This is a genomic window from Stenotrophomonas sp. YJH_SMC_106-19, assembly GCF_059368375.1.
On record NZ_JCAFRQ010000001.1, the window covers coordinates 640939 to 657911 of the forward strand.

Genomic DNA, 16973 nt, shown 5'->3' on the forward strand with positions numbered 1-16973 from the left:
CGCCACCGCCGACAGATGAAACCGGCCCAAACTGAAGCGCCGCGACCCCACAGGGAGTCGCGGCGCTCTTTTTTCAATTGAACAGCGTTACCAGCACGCCGGACATGGCCCGGCGCTACCTCAGGCGAACGGATCCTGCAGGACCATGGTGTGGTCGCGATCGGGGCCGGTCGAGACGATGCTGATCGGGCAGCCCGCCAGCTCCTCCAGCGAACGCAGGTAGGCGCGCGCGGCCGGCGGCAGGTCATCCCATTGGGTGATGCCGTGAGTGTTCTCGCTCCAGCCCGGGAACTCCAGGTACACCGGGGTGCACTCTTCCCAGCCCTGCGCGTCCAGCGGTGCGTACTCGGTACGCTTGCCGCGGTATTCGTAGGCGATGCAGACCTTCAGCTTCTCCATGCCGTCCAGCACGTCCAGCTTGGTGATGCACAAGCCGCTGATGCCGTTGATGGCCACGGCGCGCTTGAGCGCGACGATATCCATCCAGCCGCAGCGACGCGGACGGCCGGTCGAGGCGCCGTACTCGGCACCGCGGTCGCGGATGCCCTGGCCGATCTCATCGTCCAGTTCGGTCGGGAACGGACCGCCGCCGACGCGGGTGGCGTAGGCCTTGGCGATGCCCAGCACGTAGTCGATCGCATCGGCACCCACGCCGGCGCCGGCCAGTGCGCCGCCGACGGTGGTGTTGGAGCTGGTGACGTACGGATAGGTGCCGTGGTCGATGTCCAGCAGCGCGCCCTGCGCGCCTTCGAACAGCACGCGCTTACCCTGCTTGCGCAGGTCGTGCAGGATACCGGCGACGTCGGACTTCATCGGCTCGACGTACTCGCCGAAGGCAAGTGCCTCGTCGTAGGTCTTCTGGAAGTCGATCGCGTCGGTGTTGAGGTACTTGGTCAGCACGAAGTTGTGGTAATCCAGCGCGGTGCGCAGGAGTTCTTCCAGCTGCTTGGGGTAATGCAGGTCGGCGATGCGGATGCCGCGACGTGCCACCTTGTCTTCGTAGGCCGGGCCGATGCCACGCCCGGTGGTGCCGATCGCCTTGCCGCCGGCAGCGCGTTCGCGCGCCTGGTCCAGGGCGATGTGGTACGGCATGATCAGCGGCGCGGCCGGGGAGATCTTCAGGCGCGAACGCACTTCCACGCCGGAGGTTTCCAGTTCGGCGATTTCCTTCTGCAGCGCGGCTGGCGAGATCACCACGCCGTTGCCGATCAGGCACAGTGCGTCGTCGCGCAGGATGCCGGACGGGATCAGGTGCAGGACGGTCTTCTTGCCGTTGATGACCAGCGTGTGGCCAGCATTGTGGCCGCCCTGGAAGCGCACGACCGCGCCGATTTCCTCAGTGAGCAGATCGACGATCTTGCCCTTGCCTTCATCGCCCCACTGGGCACCCAACACTACGACAGACTGACCCATGACGGGCTCCTCGATTTGTTGCGGCCATCGGGGCCGCGGACGGGTAAACCGTGGCGGGGGTGGCCAGCGCGGTCATGGCGGCTCCAAACGGGGAGCGGCCGGCGATGGATGGCCCAGACACGGAAAAAGCCGAACGGGGGAGGCCCGTCCGGCTTTTGTGCATTATCCGGGTTTCCGGGGTCGGGTGCCACCTTTCCGACGGACGGCTTCACCCAGCGGTCAGGGGCCCGAAACGGGGTCAGATCCCTTTCCTGCGGAAAGGAATATGACCCGCTGCTAATGCCGTGCCCACCACAGCAGGCTCAGGCCGGCCAGCAGGATCAGGCCGCCAAAGCTGCGCAGGGCCGGTCCAGGCAGGTCCAGCAGGCGCTCGGCCATGCGCTTCCAGGCCAGCGGGGCCGCGAACAGGAACAGGCCTTCCAGCACCGCGACCAGGCACACGGCCGCGAACAGGTCTTTCATCGGGAACTCCAGAAATGGCACGGGGCCCGGCATCTGGCCGGGCCCCGTGGGTAGTGCGTGCGACCTCAGCGATCGCTCTTGAGGTACTGCAGGAACGGGTCGTTCTTGTCGAGCACGATCACGCCGTTGCCATCGGTCATGGAGCCACGGTAGGCCTCCAGGCTGCGGTAGAAGGCGTAGAACGCCGGATCGGCAGAACCGGCCTTGCCATAGATGCGCGCGGCATCGGCATCACCTTCACCGCGCAGGCGCTGGGCATCACGCTCGGCTTCGGCGATCAACACGGTGCTGTCGCGGTCGGCCTGGGCGCGGATCGTCAGCGACTGTTCCTCGCCTTCGGCGCGCAGCTTGGCAGCCTCCTGCTTGCGCTGGGCGCGCATGCGCTCATACACGTCGTTGATGACCTGGCTGTCGGTCGGCAGATCGACCTGCTTGATGCGCAGATCGATCATCTGCATGCCCAGCCCCGCCACCGCCTCGTTGATGCCCTTCAGCTGCTCGGCGATCAGCTCGCTGCGGTCGCCGGACACCAGCTGCTGCAGGGTGCGCGAGTTGATCTGGTTGCGCAGCGAGTCAGTGATGATCGGTGCCAGGCGGGCATTGGCGATGCGCGGATCGCCGCCGGTGGCACGGAAGTAGTCACCCACGTTGGAGATGTAGCCGATCGCGAAGAAGTCGACGCTGACGTCCTTCTGCTCGGCGGTGAAGTAACGCGCAGGGGCGGTATCAAGCACCTGGAAGCGGCGGTCGAAGACCTTCACCGTTTCCACGATCGGCAGCTTGAAGTGCAGGCCCGGCTTGATGTCCGAGCGCACTACCTTGCCCAGGTTCAGGACCATGGCGGTCTGGTCCTCGCGGACCACGTACACCGAGCCCAGCAGGCCCAGCACCACCGCCACGATCACGGCGATCCAGATTGGACTCTTCATCGGCTGCCCTCCTCACGGCCGCTCGGTCGCCCGGTCGGGCGGCCCGTGGGCCGGCCCGGGTCACGGGAAGGTTCCGCTGCCGTGGTACCCGGCAACGAAGGCATCACCACGTCCGGATTCGGCACGCCGGAGGCCGACGTCGCAGGACGGGTATCGCCGGTCATCGGCACGTAGATCAGCTGGCGGCCATCGCCGCCGATCACCTTGCGGTTCTCGCTCAGCACCTGCTGCACCGTTTCCAGCCACAGGCGCTTGCGGGTCACGTCCGGCGCATCCTTGTACTGGGCCTGCAGCAGGCTGAAGCGCTGTGCATCACCCTCGGCCTTGGACACCACGGCCTGCTTGTAGCCTTCGGCGGTGGTACGGGCGCGCGAGGCCTGGCCTCGTGCTTCCGGCACGACCTTGGCAGCGTAGGCCTGGGCTTCGTTGATCAGGCGTTCCTTGACCTGCTGCGCACCGTTGACCTCGTCGAAGGCCGGCTTCACTTCCTCCGGCGGACGGGCGTCCTGCAGGGTCAGGCCGGTGACGGTCAGGCCGGTCTTGAACGCGCGCAGCAGCGCCTGCAGGCGCTCCTCGGCAGCCGCGGCCAGCGGTCCACGGTTGTTCAGCACGGCGTTGAGATCGGCACGGCCGACTTCCTCGCGCACGGCACTCTGGGCGGACTGTTCCAGCACCTGGTTGGCATCGACCGTGCCGAACAGGTACTGCTGCGGATCATCGATGCGGTACTGGACGTTCAACGACACGTTGACGATGTTCTCATCGCGGGTCAGCACCGGAACCTGGATCGAGAAGGTCTTGATCTCGGTCGCGTTGACCTTGGTGACCGACTCGATCGGCCATGGCAGCTTGAAGTTCGGTCCGGGCTGCAGGATGCGCGAGAACTGGCCGAAGCGCAGCACCACGCCACGCTGCTGCTCGCCGATCAGCTGGAAGCTGGAGAACAGCACCAGCAGCACCAGGGCTGCCACCACCCAGCGGACGATGCCGCCATCGAACAGATCCTTCAACGGCCCGGGCAGCCCGCCCCAGCCACCACCATTGCCACCGCCGCGCGACCCGAACGGCCCGCGTCGATTGTCCTCGGGGCCTTGTCCGCCCTTGTTGCCGCCGGGTGTATTCCAGGCCATGCACGCTCCATCAAGATATGGGCTGCGGCGCGGGCCCTTCCCGCGGCGCCAGCCGTGAACCATCACCGATCATACAAGATGGGGCGGATCGGCAGGATCGAAAGGGGGCGAACGGGGTAAGGTGGCGTTTTCCTCGAAGTCAGGCACGCCGATGGTCCCCACCACCCCGTTCACCGCCTTCCGCATCGAGAGCGACGACGCCGGCTACCGCAGCGGTCTGACCCGGCTGGGGGTCGACGACCTCAACCCCGGGCAGGTGCTGATCCGCGCCCGGTGGTCCTCGGTCAATTACAAGGACGCCCTGGCCGGCACCGGCAAGGGCCGGATCCTGCGCCGCTTCCCGCTGGTGGGCGGCATCGATGTGGCCGGCACGGTCGTGGCCTCCACCGACCCCGCCTGGCGCGAGGGCGACGCCGTGCTGGCCACCGGCTGCGGCCTGAGCGAAACCCGCGACGGCGGCTACAGCCAGTACGTGCGGCTGGAGTCGAGTGCGGTGATCGCGCAGCCGCCCGGGCTCAGCCCGCGCGAGGCGATGGTGCTGGGCACGGCCGGTTTCACCGCCGCGTTGGCGCTGCTGCGCCTGCAGGACAATCGGCAGACCCCGGATCTGGGCCCGCTGGCGGTGACCGGCGCCAGCGGCGGCGTGGGTGCCCTGGCGCTGTCGATCTTCAGCCGCGCCGGCTATACCGTGCACGCCGTCAGCGGCAAGCCGGAGCAGGCCCGCTTCCTGCGCGACATCGGCGCCAGCGAGGTTCTGCCACGCGAGGCGTTGGCCGATACCGGCCCGTTGCAGACCGGGCGCTTCGGCGGGGGCCTGGACAATGCCGGCGGCGACATGCTGGCCAGCCTGCTGGCGCAGACCGTGCCCTACGGCAGCGTGGTCAGCGCAGGCCTCGCCGCCAGCCCGAAGCTGGACATGACGGTGATGCCCTTCATCCTGCGTGGCGTATCGCTGTTGGGCGTTTCTTCGGCCAACGCGCCACGCGCCCTGCGCGAAACCGTCTGGGCGCGCTTGGGCGACGACTGGAAGCCGCAGCATCTGCAGCAGATCTGTACGGCGGAAGTCGGCCTGGAGGCGCTGCCGGCGGTGTTCGAGCGCATGCTGGCCGGCGGCTCGCTGGGACGCACGGTGGTACGGATCGACTGAACGTTGCAGGCAGGCGACGGACGGCAGGCGCCGCCCTCCCGCCGGTAATCCGCCCGCACTACACTGCGGGCATTACCTGGGGAACAACATGGCACGCATTCTGATCGTCGACGACTCACCGTCGCAGCTGTTGGGGATACAGCGCATCGTCGAGAAGCTCGGGCACCAGATCCTGACCGCCACCGATGGCGCCGCCGGGGTGGAAGCCGCCCGTGCCGAGCTGCCCGATCTGGTGCTGATGGACGTGGTCATGCCCAACCTCAACGGTTTCCAGGCGACCCGCACCCTCGCCCGCGACGAGGCGACCCGGCACATCCCGGTGATCCTGGTGACCACCAAGGACCAGGACACCGACCGTATGTGGGGCATGCGCCAGGGCGCCAAGGCCTACATCACCAAACCGTTCTCGGAAGATGAGCTGTCCGAGGTGCTGGAGCGGGTGTTCGCCGGGCAGGGCTGAAGCCGCAGCATGCGCGGGTAGCCCCGGGCCATGCCCGGCGAGCGCAGCGGGTCAGGAGCCGCCGGGCATGGCCCGGCGCTCCCCCTGGGTTGATTCACCGAGGGCGCTGCACAGGACGTCAGATTGATTCGCCGAAGGCCTTGGCCAGGTTGCGGTATGCCTTCTTCTGCGCTTCGTCGGTGGCGGCCGGGGCAATGATCTCCAGCTCGACGATCTGATCGCCATCGGGATTGCCCGGCAGGCCGCGGCCGCGCAGGCGAAGCTTGCGACCGGCTTCGGAATCGGCCGGAATCTTCAGCTCCACCGCGCCGCCCAGCGTGGGCACGCTGATGCTGGTGCCCAGCGCCGCCTGCCAGGGCGTGACCTGCAGCGAATACAGGATGTTGCGGCCATCGACCTCGAACTGCGGGTGTGCGGCGTACTCCACCTCCAGCAGCAGGTTGCCACCGTGGTTGCCCTGCCCCGCCAGACGGATCACCTGGCCGGGACGGATGCCCTTGGGCACGCGCACATCCAGCTGCCTGCCGTTGACGGTGATGCGCAGGCTGTCGCCGTTGTAGGCGGCCTCCAGCGGCACCGACAGCTTGGCGCGGGTATCGCGGTTGGGTGCATGCCCCTGGCTGCTGAATCCCGGGCCCGGTCCCTGGCCACCGCGCTGGCGGGCGAACAGGCTCTCGAAGAAGTCGCTGAAGCCGCCATTGGGGCCACCACCGCCGAACACTTCCTCGAAATTGAAGCCACCGCCACCGTAGTTCGGCGGCACATTGAATTCCTCGCCCGGCCGGTAGCCCTGCGCGCGCAGCTGGTCATAGGCCGCGCGCTTTTCCGGATCGCGCAGCGCCTCATAGGCTTCATTGACCGCCTTGAACCTGTCTTCGGCCCCGGCCTCCTTGCTGACGTCCGGGTGGTACTTGCGTGCCAGCCGGCGGTATGCGGTCTTGATCTCCGCATCACCCGCACTCGGTTCCACCCCCAGGGTGGCGTAATAATCCTTGAATTCCATCCAGCTACCTCGATTCGCTTCGGCCGCGCCGGTGGCGCCGCCCCGGGTTCATTCTACGCGCCGGCGATGCTACGCCGCCCCTCGTGCGGCCCCGGTGAGGCCGACTGATCCTGCGCAATGCGCCTGCCATCGGCCTGCGCCACGCTGTGGCTGGAACCCTGGCGCGTGCCCCCTGAAGATGGGGCCTGCACGCGGGGTTTCCAATGTCTTGACGCCCCTGTCCCATCCCGCCCACTAGCCTGCCCCAGCAAGGAGTCCATCATGACCATCCATGTCGGCGACCGCATTCCGGAAGTGACCCTCAAGCGCATCCGCGAGGGCATCGAGGCGCTCGATACGCACTCGCTGTTCGACGCCCGCAAAGTGGTGCTGTTCGCCGTGCCCGGCGCCTTCACCCCCACTTGCTCCGCCCGCCACCTGCCCGGCTTCGTCGAGAAGTTCGAGGCGTTCCGCCAGCGCGGCATCGAGGTCTACTGCATGGCGGTCAACGATCCGTTCGTGATGAAGGCCTGGGCCGCTGACCAGCACGTACCCGAGGGCCTGCTGATGCTGTCCGACGGCAATGCCGAACTGACCCGCGCGCTGGGCCTGGAACTGGATGCCAGTGCTTCGGGCATGGGCATTCGCTCGCGCCGGTTTGCCCTGTACGTGGACGACGGCGTCGTCCGCGCGGCCTGGATCGAGCAGCCCGGGCAGTTCGAAGTGTCCTCGGCCGAGTACGTGCTGGAGCACCTGCCCACCTGATCTTCCACCGCAAGAGGAAACGGCCAGCCATGTCCAATACGCCAGCCAACGCCAACACGTCTGCCCACCCGCTTCCCGGCATCAGCGACCGCAAGGTCCTGCGCGAACGCGCGCGGCGCAATCTTGAAGATGGCGCGATCACCGAAAGCTACAGTGCCGACCGCAAGGCCGTGATCAAGCTGCTCAACGACGCCCTCGCCACCGAGTATGTCTGCGTGCTGCGCTACTACCGGCATTACTTCACCGCCAAGGGGATGCTGGCCGATGCGGTCAAGGCCGAGTTCCTTGAGCATGCGCAGCAGGAACAGGCGCATGCTGGCAAGCTGGCCGAACGCATCGTCCAGCTCGGCGGCGAGCCGGACCTCAATCCGGACACGCTGAGCGCGCGTTCGCATGCCGAGTACAAGGAGGGCAGCGACCTGCGTGACATGGTCCGCGAGAATCTGGTCGCCGAACGCATCGCCATCGACAGCTACCGCGAGATGATCGACTTCATCGGTGATCGCGACACGACCACCAAGCGCATCCTCGAGGAGATCCTGGCGCAGGAAGAAGAGCACGCCGATGAGTTCGCCGACCTGCTGGACGGGTGGATCGGGGAATAGCGCTGCGCGTATCGGATACCGCGTGCCGGCCGTGGGCCGGCACCTACCGGAGGACGTTGAAACGCACCTGCGTCCACGCGCCATCGGCGGCCAGCGCGGTCAGCGTATGGGCGCCCGGCTCGGCGAACTCGCGCTGCATCAGCTGAGATCCCCGGGTCTGTGCGATCCAGCGGCCATCCAGCAGCCAGTCCACTGCCTGCTCGCTGCCCAGCGCGCGCAGCTGCAGGCGCACGCCGTGTTCGGCATTGGGCGCGCGCGCCAGCGTGGCCCCGTCATTCAGACCGTCCACGTGCAGCGCCACGCTGGCCTCACGGCCATCGTCGCGGCAGTCCGGTGACAGCGCCGGCAGCTGCGACAGCTCCCGGGTCGCCTTCGGCAGCCACGGCGACAGCAGCGCCGGCCAACGGGCGATTTCGCGCGCCACCTCCTCATGAGGCAGACGACAATTGGCCGAGACGCGTAGACCGGTGCGTGCATCTGCCAGGTAGCGCTGACGGCCCGGTTGCCAACGCCGGGCTTCGCGCTCGGGGAACGTGAGCGGTACGGCGCCGTCGAGCAGGTACGCCGGCATCCGCCGCTGGCACACGGCCGGCGGCAATCCTTCGGCGCGTTCACCGGTCGGCCAGCAGATGTCGCCCTGGCTGACGCTGGCCGGCATAGGTGCCGCCGCCGAATCGCCACGCTGGCGCGGCAGACTGTCGACCACCTCGAACATCAGCGGCAGCGCGGTGACCGCGCCGTACTGGCCCGGCAGGGGCGTGCCGTCGGGCCGCCCCACCCATACGCCCACGGTGTAATGCCGCGTGCTGCCGATGGCCCAGGCATCGCGGTAGCCGTAACTGGTCCCGGTCTTCCAGGCAACGCGGGGGCGCCCTCCCACATCGAAGGTGCCCACGCCATACCCCGGACGCGGGTTCGACTCCAGCATCTCGCGTACGATCCAGCTCGCCCCCGGCGACGCCAACCGCCGCTCGATCATCGGCTCGTCATCGGTGTAGCGCACGCGGCCGGCGATACCGTTGCGGTTCAGTGCGGCGAATGCCCCGACCAGATCTTCCAGCCTCGCGCCGGTGCCACCGAGTATCAGCGAGAGATTGGGGGGGCTGCCCGCGGGAAAACGCAGCTGGATGCCGGCGTGTGACAGGCGCGCGGCAAAGCGCGCGGCGCCGACCCGCTGCAGCAGGTCCACCGAGGGTACGTTGAGCGACAGACGCAACGCACTGGAGGCGCCGATCGGGCCATTGAACGCCATGTCGAAGTTGCCCGGACGGTAGCTGCCGAAGCTCTGCGGCGCGTCCACCAGCAGGCTCTCCGAGTGGATCAGGCCGTCATCCAGCGCCATCGCGTAGAGGAACGGCTTGAGGGTCGAACCCGGCGAGCGCCAGGCCTGAACCATGTCGACGTGGCCCAGGCGCTGGCGGTCGCCGAAGGACAGCGTTCCCACGTAGGCGCGCGCCTGCAGGGTCTGGTTGTCGACCACCAGCAATGCCGCCGACGTCCGCTCCGGCAGGCTCGAGAAATAGCTGGCCACGCGCTCTTCCAGTGTGCGCTGCAGGCCGATGTCGATGCTGCTCCGGATGCGCGCCTGGCCGGGGTGTGCCGCATGCAGCCGCTGCGCCAGCAATGCCGCATGCAGTGGCGGTCGCAGCGACCGCGCCACCACGTTCTCGATGCGTGCATCCTCCACCTCATCCGGTGTCCACGCCCCCCGTTCGGCCATGCGTGCCAGCACCTTGTCACGTGCCTTCTGCGCCGCTTCCGGATGGCGGTCCGGGCGCAGGCGGCTGGGTGCCTGTGGCAGCACCGCCAGCAACGCGGCCTCGGCATGTGACAGCTGCGCGGCCGGCTTGCCCAGGTAGGCCCAGCTGGCAGCCTCCACGCCCTCGATGGTGCCGCCGTAGGGCGCACGCTCCAGATACAGGGCCAGGATCTCCCGCTTGGAAAGATGCACTTCCAGCTGCAGGGCCCGCAGCACCTGCTTGAGCTTGCCCCACGGGGTACGCGAATGCGGGTCGAGGATGCGTGCCACCTGCATGGTCAGGGTCGAGCCACCGGAAACGATGCGGCCGCCGCGCAGCAGCTGGCCGCTGGCACGCAGGATCGCCAGCGGGTTGATGCCCGGATGGCGCCAGAACCAGCGGTCCTCGTAGGTCAACAACGCCTGCAGGTACAACGGCGAGACGCTGTCGATCGAGGCCGGATAGCGCCACACGCCCTCGGCATCGGCGAACGCACGCAGTGGCGTGCCATCGGCAGCCACCACCAGGGTGCTGGTGTCGCGCTGCTTCGGCAGTGGCGGCGGGAAAACGACGTCCAGTACCAGCAGCAGCGTCAGCAGACCCGCCGTTCCCCAGCGCAGCCACGGCCACAGCGGCCGCAGCCGGCGGCGCAGGTCCGCCTGCCGGGTCGTCATCGCGTTCTTCATTGCAGATTGCCAGCAGGACGGGCCGCGCCGTCGCGGCCCGTCCGCGCGGTCACGGCTGCACCACCGTGATCGTGGTCGGGTTGCTGCGGCCGACGCCACGCAGCTGCGGCCGGTACATGTCTTCCACCAGCGGCGGCGGCACCGAGTAGGTGCCCGGGGTCACCGCACGCACCAGGTAGAACACATTGGCCTTTCCGCCGCGCGAGAGCTTGAGCGCTGCCACGTAGCGGTCGTCGCGGAACTCCTCATGCTTGGTATCGGCCGCGTCACCGCGGTCGCTGATGGTGATGCCATCGACGACCACGTCCGCCCACTGCTTCGCATCGCCCAGGTTGAAGTTCTCGATCTCCAGGCCGGCCGGCAGCAGATCGGTCAGCAGCGCATCCGGCATGGTGGTGTCGGCACTGACGGTGACCCGCACGATCAGCGCTTCGCCTTCCTTCAGCGGGCGCGGCGACCACGGCTTGCCGTCGGTACCGAAGTAGCTGCGCTCGACACCGATCACACTGTTGTCCGGCGCGGGCGCACTGCGCGGGATGCCCGCCACATCGATGCTGGCGAACATCGGCGGCTGGCCCTGCGGAGTGAAGCGCACTCCGCTGGCCAGTTCGCTGGCGCTGAAGGTGCGGCCGAACAGCTTGCGCTCGCTGATCGATTCACTGTTGCCACCGATCACCAGCTCGCCGGCCACCAGTGCCTTCTGGTTGGCCGCCAGCGCCTTGCCGAGGCGGGCAATGGCGACCTGCTCCTGCGTGCTCAGCCACATCCAGCCGGCGTTGCGGCGCGCATCCAGGCCGCGGCCGAGATCAACCGCACGCGCATCCCATGCCGGCTTCGCCAGCTTGTTCTCGTGGGTCAGCGCGATCATCAGCGCATCATCACGGATCGCGCTGCCGTAGTCGCCGAAGTACGACGGGCGCTCGCTGCTGGACTTGGCGAAGGCAGCTTCCAACGCGGCCTGGCCTCGCTTGGCGTCGCCCTGCAGCGACAGCGCCACACCCAGGTGGACCAGCGACAGGCCGCCAACCGCCTTGCTGCGCTCGTTGTCGTACAGCGTGCGCAGCGTACCCAGCGGCGCACGGTTGACCCGGGCCAGCACGTAGCCGGAATACGCCTGGTTGGCGAACTTCAGCTTCTCGCGCTCGTCCTGCCCGTAGAACGGGTTGCCGCCGGACAGCAGATCCTCGCTGAGACGGTTCAGTGCCTTCTGCAGCACGTTGTCCGGTACGGCGAAGCCGGCATCCCGGGCATCAAGCAGGAACTCGGCGATGTACGGGGTCAGCCACGGGTTCACATAACCATCGTCGCCCCACATCGAGAAGTTGCCGTTGGCCACCTGCATCGACGCCAGGCGGCCGAACGCGCCCTCCATGCGTTCGCGGCGGGTCTTGGCATCCAGGCCGTCTGCGCCGAGCATCGACGACGTGGCCTGGTCCAGGATCAGCGCAGCGTAGCCCTTGCTGGTGGTCTGCTCGGCGCAGCCATACGGGTAATTCAGCGCGCCCTGCAGAGCACTGGCAAACGGAATCGGGGGCAGCGGGCTGACCAGCAGGCGCGCATTGACCGACTCGGACATCAGGCCATCGGCCAGACCGCTGTCGAGGCTGACCGCCGCCAGCGGGTCGAGCGTGCGTACCTGCGAGCGCAGCACCTGCGGCCATGCCGCACGCACCGGCAGGTCGTAGCGGCGATCGGCCTTGAAGCCATTGCCTTCCACCCGCACCCGCACCTTGGCCACGCTGTGGCCTTCGCGTGCCGACAGCGGGAAGCTCAGCGTGGTCTTCGCATCGGCGTTGAGCTGCACGCTGCGGCTGCCCTCGCCCAGGGCCAGCGGTCCCTCGCTGTCCACGCGCACGTTGAACTGGCCGGGCTTGCCGGTGAAGTTCTGCACGTCCAGCGTCACGGTGCTGCGGTCGCCCGGGGCGAGCACGCGCGGCATGCTGGCCTCGGCCAGGATCGGTGCGCGCACCACCGTTTCCACGTCGCGCTTGCCGTACTGGTCATCGCTGTACACCAGCGCCGACACGCGCAGCGTGCCGTTGAAGTCCGGCACCTTGAGGCGGATGCGGGCATTGCCCTTGGCATCAAGCTGTACCGGGCCGGAGAACAGATCCACGGTCTGCACGCGCGCGGTCGGCCGCTTGGCCTGAGGCAGGGATTGCAGCGCCATGTCACCGCCGAACTTCAGCTTGCCGGCGCCGCCGTCGAAGCTCTCGATCACCCGGCTGTAGATGTCATAGGCATCGATGCCGAGGCGGCGCTGGGCGAAGAAGTGCGCGCCGGCATCGGGCACGGGGAAACGGGTGATGTTGAGGATGCCCACATCCACCGCCGACACGGTGACGTGCGCGGCCTTGCCGGCCAGCTGCGGTGCGCTGACCGTCACCGGCAGATCCTGTTCCGGGCGCATCTGCTTCGGCGCCACCAGGCCGACGGCCACGGTGCGGCCCCTGCGGTCCATCGGTACGTGCACCACGCCGACAGCGCGCGCCGGGGTGATCTTGCTCGGCGCACTGCCGCCCCGGAACACCAGCGCGGTGATGTAGACATCGTGGCGCTCCCAGTCAGCGGTGACCGGGATGTTGAAGGTGGCACCGGGTTTGGCGTCGATGTCCTGCACGTACAGCATGCGATCGGTCTCGACCATCAGGATGCCCTTGCCGGCATGCGGCGGCGTCACCGTCACCTGCAGGGTGTCGCCCGCCTTGTAGCCGGTCTTGTCCAGGCCCAGCTTGACCTTGTCCGGACGCGCATCGAGACCGCGATTGTCATCGCCCCAGCTCCAGCCGGCACGGAACGGATAGCGGCTGGTCAGGCCGGTGCCCGGATCGAACACGTCCACCCGGTACTCGCCCCACTCGACCGGGACATCGAACGCCACCGCGCTGCTGCCGGCATCGACCGTGCGGGTTTCCTTGTTCTCGAACCGACGGGTGAAATCGTAGTCCCAACGGTTGTCGTTGAAGGTCCAGTGATAGTCACGCAGCTCGCGCACCAGGGTGATCTTCAGGCCCTTGGCCGGCTGCGGCCGGCCGGCCGCGTCCACGCGCACCAGTTCGAAGCGTGCGTTGCTGTTGGAGTCGGCACCATCGTCGGGGTTGAACAGCGGACGCACGCCGACCAGTGCATTGGCCGGCCACATCACCCGCTTCAGGGTGCGGGTCACGGTCCGCCCACCGGTCTCGTACAGGCTGCCGGACAGCACCACCGCGATCGGCGCCTTGGCCTTGGCCGCTTCTTCCGGCAGCGTCACGTCCTCGCGCAGCTGGCCGTTGGCCGGCAGCGTCGTGTCGATCACGTCCTTGGCCTCGCGCGGAAGCTGCAGGGTCGGGTCGCCGAAGAAGTAGCCCGGCAATCCCTCGACCGGCTGCTGTTCGGCTGCCACGGCCAGGCGCGCGGTGAAGCGGTTGCCGTCAGCCGGCGCGCCGTACAGATACGCGCCATCGGCCTGCAGACGAAGATCTTCGCCCGGCTTGAGCGTCTTCTGCGGGCTGTCCAGGTCCAGCTTCATCCGTTCGGGCAGGAACTCTTCGATGCGCAGGGTCATACCCTGGATCGCTTCCTTGCTGGCCGGATCGGTACGGAACTCCACCTGCCAGCGTCCTGTCGGCGCCTCGGCCGGGATGACCTGCTCGAAGGCGATGTAGCCCTGCTCGCCCGGCTGCAGGCGGGTCTCGCGGAAGGTCTTGCCGTCGGGCTGCTTCAGGCGCAGGAACACCGGCTGCGACTTGACCGGCTTGCCATCATTGTCGCGCAGCAGCGCGGACAGGCGCACGGTCTCGCCCGGCCGATAGAGGTCGCGGCCGGACCATGCGTAGACATCGAACCAGGCATTGTCACGGCCGGCAACGGCAAACTCGCTCAGGTCCAGGGCCGGCTGGTTGAAGGGCAGGAAGCTGGTGTCGCGACCACTGCTGGCCACCAGCACGTGGGTGGCGTCGAGCGTGTAGTTCAGCAGCGCATTGCCGTTGCCATCGGTACTGCCCTTGAGCACCACCTCGCCTTTGCCGTCGAGCACGCGCAGCTCGACGTTCTTCAGCGGTGCTCCGTCCTTCAGTCCGGCGGTGTGGACGAACAGCTTGTCCTTGTAGGCGCGCGTGTGCAGGCCGATGTCGCTGACCGAGAAGAACGCGGTGTCGAACTCGCCCTCGTAATCGCCCGTGCGCTTAAGCAGTGCGAAGTACAGGCCCGGCTCCTGCAGCTCCTTGATGTCCTGGGTTGGCAGGTAGGTCAGCACCCGCTCGTTCTGCTTGCCGCCGAGGATGAAGCGGTTGACGTAGACCGGCTCAGCCAACGCATTGATCGGGCTGCGCTCGTAGTCGCTGCTCAGTTCCCAGCTGCCACGACGGCCGCCGCGCTGGTACTGGCTGAAGAAGGTCGGCAGATCCTTCTCGCGCACGCGCAGGAACTCGACGTCGACCTCGGGAACATTCACGGAGACAACCGGCAGGCCGCGGCTGTCCTTGGCCGGCAGCACGCTGCCCTGCGAGGCGAAGCCGGCCACCGGCTTCAATTCGCCACTGAACACCTTCTGCTTCAGCTCCTTGCCCAGCCGGCTGCCATCGGCGGCCAGCAGGTCCGGCGATACCACTAGGCTGAACTCCTTGCCGGCTTCGACGAACGGATAGCGCAGGGTCAGTCCGTCATCGGACAGGGTCCAGCTGCTGTCGTCGGTGCCGACCTTCTCCTCGAAGCGCACCAGCGTGTCGAAATCCTGCGTGCCGACCAGCGGGCGCGAGAACTCCAGCGCCAGCGACAGGCCGTCATTCTTCTGGTCCGGGTAGGCGCGCAACAGGGTGAAATCCTTCACCTGCTCGGCCTGGGTGGCAATGGCCTCGCCACTGGCCTTAGGCAGCTGCCCGCTGTCGTTGCGGCAACCGGCCAGACCCAGCAACAGGCCTCCTGCCAGTACCGCCGCCGCCCATCCCCACCGCTTGCGCCGTGCCGGACCGCTCATGTCGTCACTCCTTGATCGAGGCGGCCATTATAGGCGCGCCGCGTCAAGGTGTTGGCGCGGATCCGGCAGGAACACATCGGAACGGTAACGCCGGGCCATGCCCGGCGGTCCCGGTAGCGGCCAACCTTGGTTGGCGTTGGGCCCGTGCCAACCAAGGTTGGTACCTACCAAGGCGCGCCCTACCCCGGCCGGTACAGATCCACGTAGTCGGTCACCGGCATGGCCGCCAGCGCCACCGGGTCCAGCGAGGCCGCCAGGATGCGCTGCTGCTGGGTGGTAGGGAACCGATGGGCCAGATGCCGCCGGAACTTGTCCATCAACAGGGGCATGCCCTCGTCGCGTCGCCGGGCGTGGCCGAGCGGGTACTCGACCAGGACCTCCGGCAGTTCGCTGCCGTCGTTGAAGCGGACGGTCAGGCCGTTGGCGATGCTGCGCTTGTCCGGGTCCAGGTAATCCGCGCTGAGCTGCGGGTCTTCGTGGCAGGTCATCCGCGCGCGCAGCGCATCGATGCGGGGGTCAGCAGCAACATCGTCCTCGTAGTCCTCAGCCACCAGCCGCCCATGCAGCAGCGCGATGGCGACCATGTACTGCACGCAGTGGTCGCGGTCGGCCGGATTGTGCAGCGGGCCGCGCTTGTCGATGATGCGGATGCAGGCCTCCTGCGTGCGGATGGCGATATGCGCGATGTCATCGACGCTGCGCCCGCCTGCCCGCAGCTGCGCGTGCAGCGCGACCGCGGCCTCCACTGCGGTCTGGCCGTGGAACTCGGCGGGAAAACTGATCTTGAACAGCACGTTCTCCATCACGTAGCTGCCCAGCGGCCGCCCCAGCGTCACCGCCTGACCATGCATGGAGACCGCTTCGAAGCCCCAGGTGGGAGCGCTCAACACGCTGGGATACCCCATCTCGCCGCTGGCCGCCATCAGCGCCAGGCGCACGCCGCGACTGGTGGCATCGCCGGCGGCCCAGCTCTTGCGCGAACCGGTGTTGGGCGCATGCCGGTAGGTCCGCAGCGCCTGGCCATCGACCCAGGCCAGCGACAGCGCATTGAGCATGCGCTCGCGATCCAGCCCAAGCAGGCGGGCGACCACGGCGGTGGTGGCGACCTTCACCAGCACCACGTGGTCCAGCCCGACCCGGTTGAAGGAATTCTCCAGGGCCAGCACGCCCTGGATCTCGTGCGCCTTGATCATCGCCACCAGCACATCGTGCACGGTCGGCGGTGGACGACGCAGGGCCGCGGCATTGCGCCCCAGCCAATCGCAGACGGCCAGGATGCCGCCGAGATTATCCGACGGATGACCCCACTCGGCGGCCAGCCAGGTGTCGTTGAAGTCGAGCCAGCGCACCATCGCGCCGATATTGAACGCCGCCTGCACCGGATCCAGCACGTAGTGCGTTCCCGGCACGCGCGCGCCGTTGGTCACGCTGATGCCCGGCACCAGGGGCCCGAGCAGCTTGCTGCAGGCCGGGAAGGACAGCGCTTCCAGGCCGCAACCGAGGGTATCCAGCAGGCAGTAATGCGCGGTCTGGAATGCCAGTGGCGAGTCGATGCGCACGTCGCGCACGTAATCGACGATGTCCACCAGCAGCGCATCCCACGCGGCACGTTCGTTGGACGGGGTGTGGCTGTCGGACATCGTCTGTTCTCCGCTAACGCCGGACCACGCCCGGCGGTTCATGGGCGGGCCCTGCCGC

General features: G+C 67.9%; 12 protein-coding genes. 4 read left to right on the plus strand and 8 right to left on the minus strand.

Translation table 11 applies throughout. The annotated features are described in order from the left end of the window. Positions 1 to 120: 120 nt before the first annotated feature. The 4 genes from AC5P5M_RS02940 to hflK form a co-directional block, all read right to left on the minus strand. Positions 121 to 1413: an adenylosuccinate synthase gene (locus tag AC5P5M_RS02940; RefSeq protein ID WP_053518619.1), complete on the minus strand. Its 1293-nt coding sequence runs from the start codon at positions 1411 to 1413 to the stop codon at positions 121 to 123. Positions 1414 to 1689: 276 nt separating this feature from the next. Next, positions 1690 to 1875, minus strand: coding sequence for a DUF2065 domain-containing protein (locus tag AC5P5M_RS02945; RefSeq protein ID WP_053518621.1), 186 nt, complete (start codon positions 1873 to 1875; stop codon positions 1690 to 1692). A gap of 65 nt (positions 1876 to 1940) precedes the next feature. Next, a complete protein-coding gene (hflC, locus tag AC5P5M_RS02950) occupies positions 1941 to 2804 on the minus strand; it encodes a protease modulator HflC (protein WP_053518623.1) in 864 nt (287 codons plus the stop codon). Further along, entirely contained in the window at positions 2801 to 3934 is a 1134-nt protein-coding gene (gene hflK / locus AC5P5M_RS02955) for an FtsH protease activity modulator HflK (RefSeq protein WP_074899529.1), read from the minus strand. Before hflK ends, hflC begins: the two co-directional genes overlap by 4 nt. A gap of 151 nt (positions 3935 to 4085) precedes the next feature. On the opposite strand from hflK, the gene AC5P5M_RS02960 reads away from it, so the two are divergent. Next, positions 4086 to 5081 (plus strand): YhdH/YhfP family quinone oxidoreductase, encoded by a 996-nt coding sequence (locus AC5P5M_RS02960; protein ID WP_414487981.1) that lies wholly within the window; start codon positions 4086 to 4088, stop codon positions 5079 to 5081. A gap of 88 nt (positions 5082 to 5169) precedes the next feature. Beyond that, positions 5170 to 5541 (plus strand): twitching motility response regulator PilH, encoded by a 372-nt coding sequence (pilH, locus tag AC5P5M_RS02965; protein WP_053518630.1) that lies wholly within the window; start codon positions 5170 to 5172, stop codon positions 5539 to 5541. 118 nt (positions 5542 to 5659) lie between these two features. Here the strand turns inward: pilH and AC5P5M_RS02970 are convergent, their stop codons facing one another. Continuing rightward, positions 5660 to 6544: a DnaJ C-terminal domain-containing protein gene (locus tag AC5P5M_RS02970; protein WP_053518631.1), complete on the minus strand. Its 885-nt coding sequence runs from the start codon at positions 6542 to 6544 to the stop codon at positions 5660 to 5662. A 261-nt stretch (positions 6545 to 6805) separates the two neighbouring features. Between AC5P5M_RS02970 and AC5P5M_RS02975 the strand changes: the two genes are divergently transcribed. Together AC5P5M_RS02975 and AC5P5M_RS02980 are read left to right on the plus strand one after the other, a co-directional pair. Beyond that, positions 6806 to 7288, plus strand: a complete 483-nt coding sequence (locus tag AC5P5M_RS02975; protein WP_495205547.1) for a peroxiredoxin — start codon at positions 6806 to 6808, stop codon at positions 7286 to 7288. A gap of 29 nt (positions 7289 to 7317) precedes the next feature. Further along, the gene (locus AC5P5M_RS02980) at positions 7318 to 7893 is read left to right on the plus strand and encodes a ferritin-like domain-containing protein (RefSeq protein ID WP_065182639.1); all 576 of its coding nucleotides are present in this window, start codon (positions 7318 to 7320) and stop codon (positions 7891 to 7893) included. A gap of 43 nt (positions 7894 to 7936) precedes the next feature. Here the strand turns inward: AC5P5M_RS02980 and pbpC are convergent, their stop codons facing one another. From pbpC to AC5P5M_RS02995, 3 genes are all read right to left on the minus strand, one after another. Next, a complete protein-coding gene (pbpC, locus tag AC5P5M_RS02985) occupies positions 7937 to 10318 on the minus strand; it encodes a penicillin-binding protein 1C (RefSeq protein WP_495205548.1) in 2382 nt (793 codons plus the stop codon). A 49-nt stretch (positions 10319 to 10367) separates the two neighbouring features. Next, positions 10368 to 15275, minus strand: coding sequence for an alpha-2-macroglobulin family protein (locus AC5P5M_RS02990; protein ID WP_193396763.1), 4908 nt, complete (start codon positions 15273 to 15275; stop codon positions 10368 to 10370). A gap of 179 nt (positions 15276 to 15454) precedes the next feature. Continuing rightward, positions 15455 to 16915: a bifunctional 2-methylcitrate dehydratase/aconitate hydratase gene (locus AC5P5M_RS02995; RefSeq protein ID WP_481526450.1), complete on the minus strand. Its 1461-nt coding sequence runs from the start codon at positions 16913 to 16915 to the stop codon at positions 15455 to 15457. Positions 16916 to 16973: the final 58 nt, after the last annotated feature.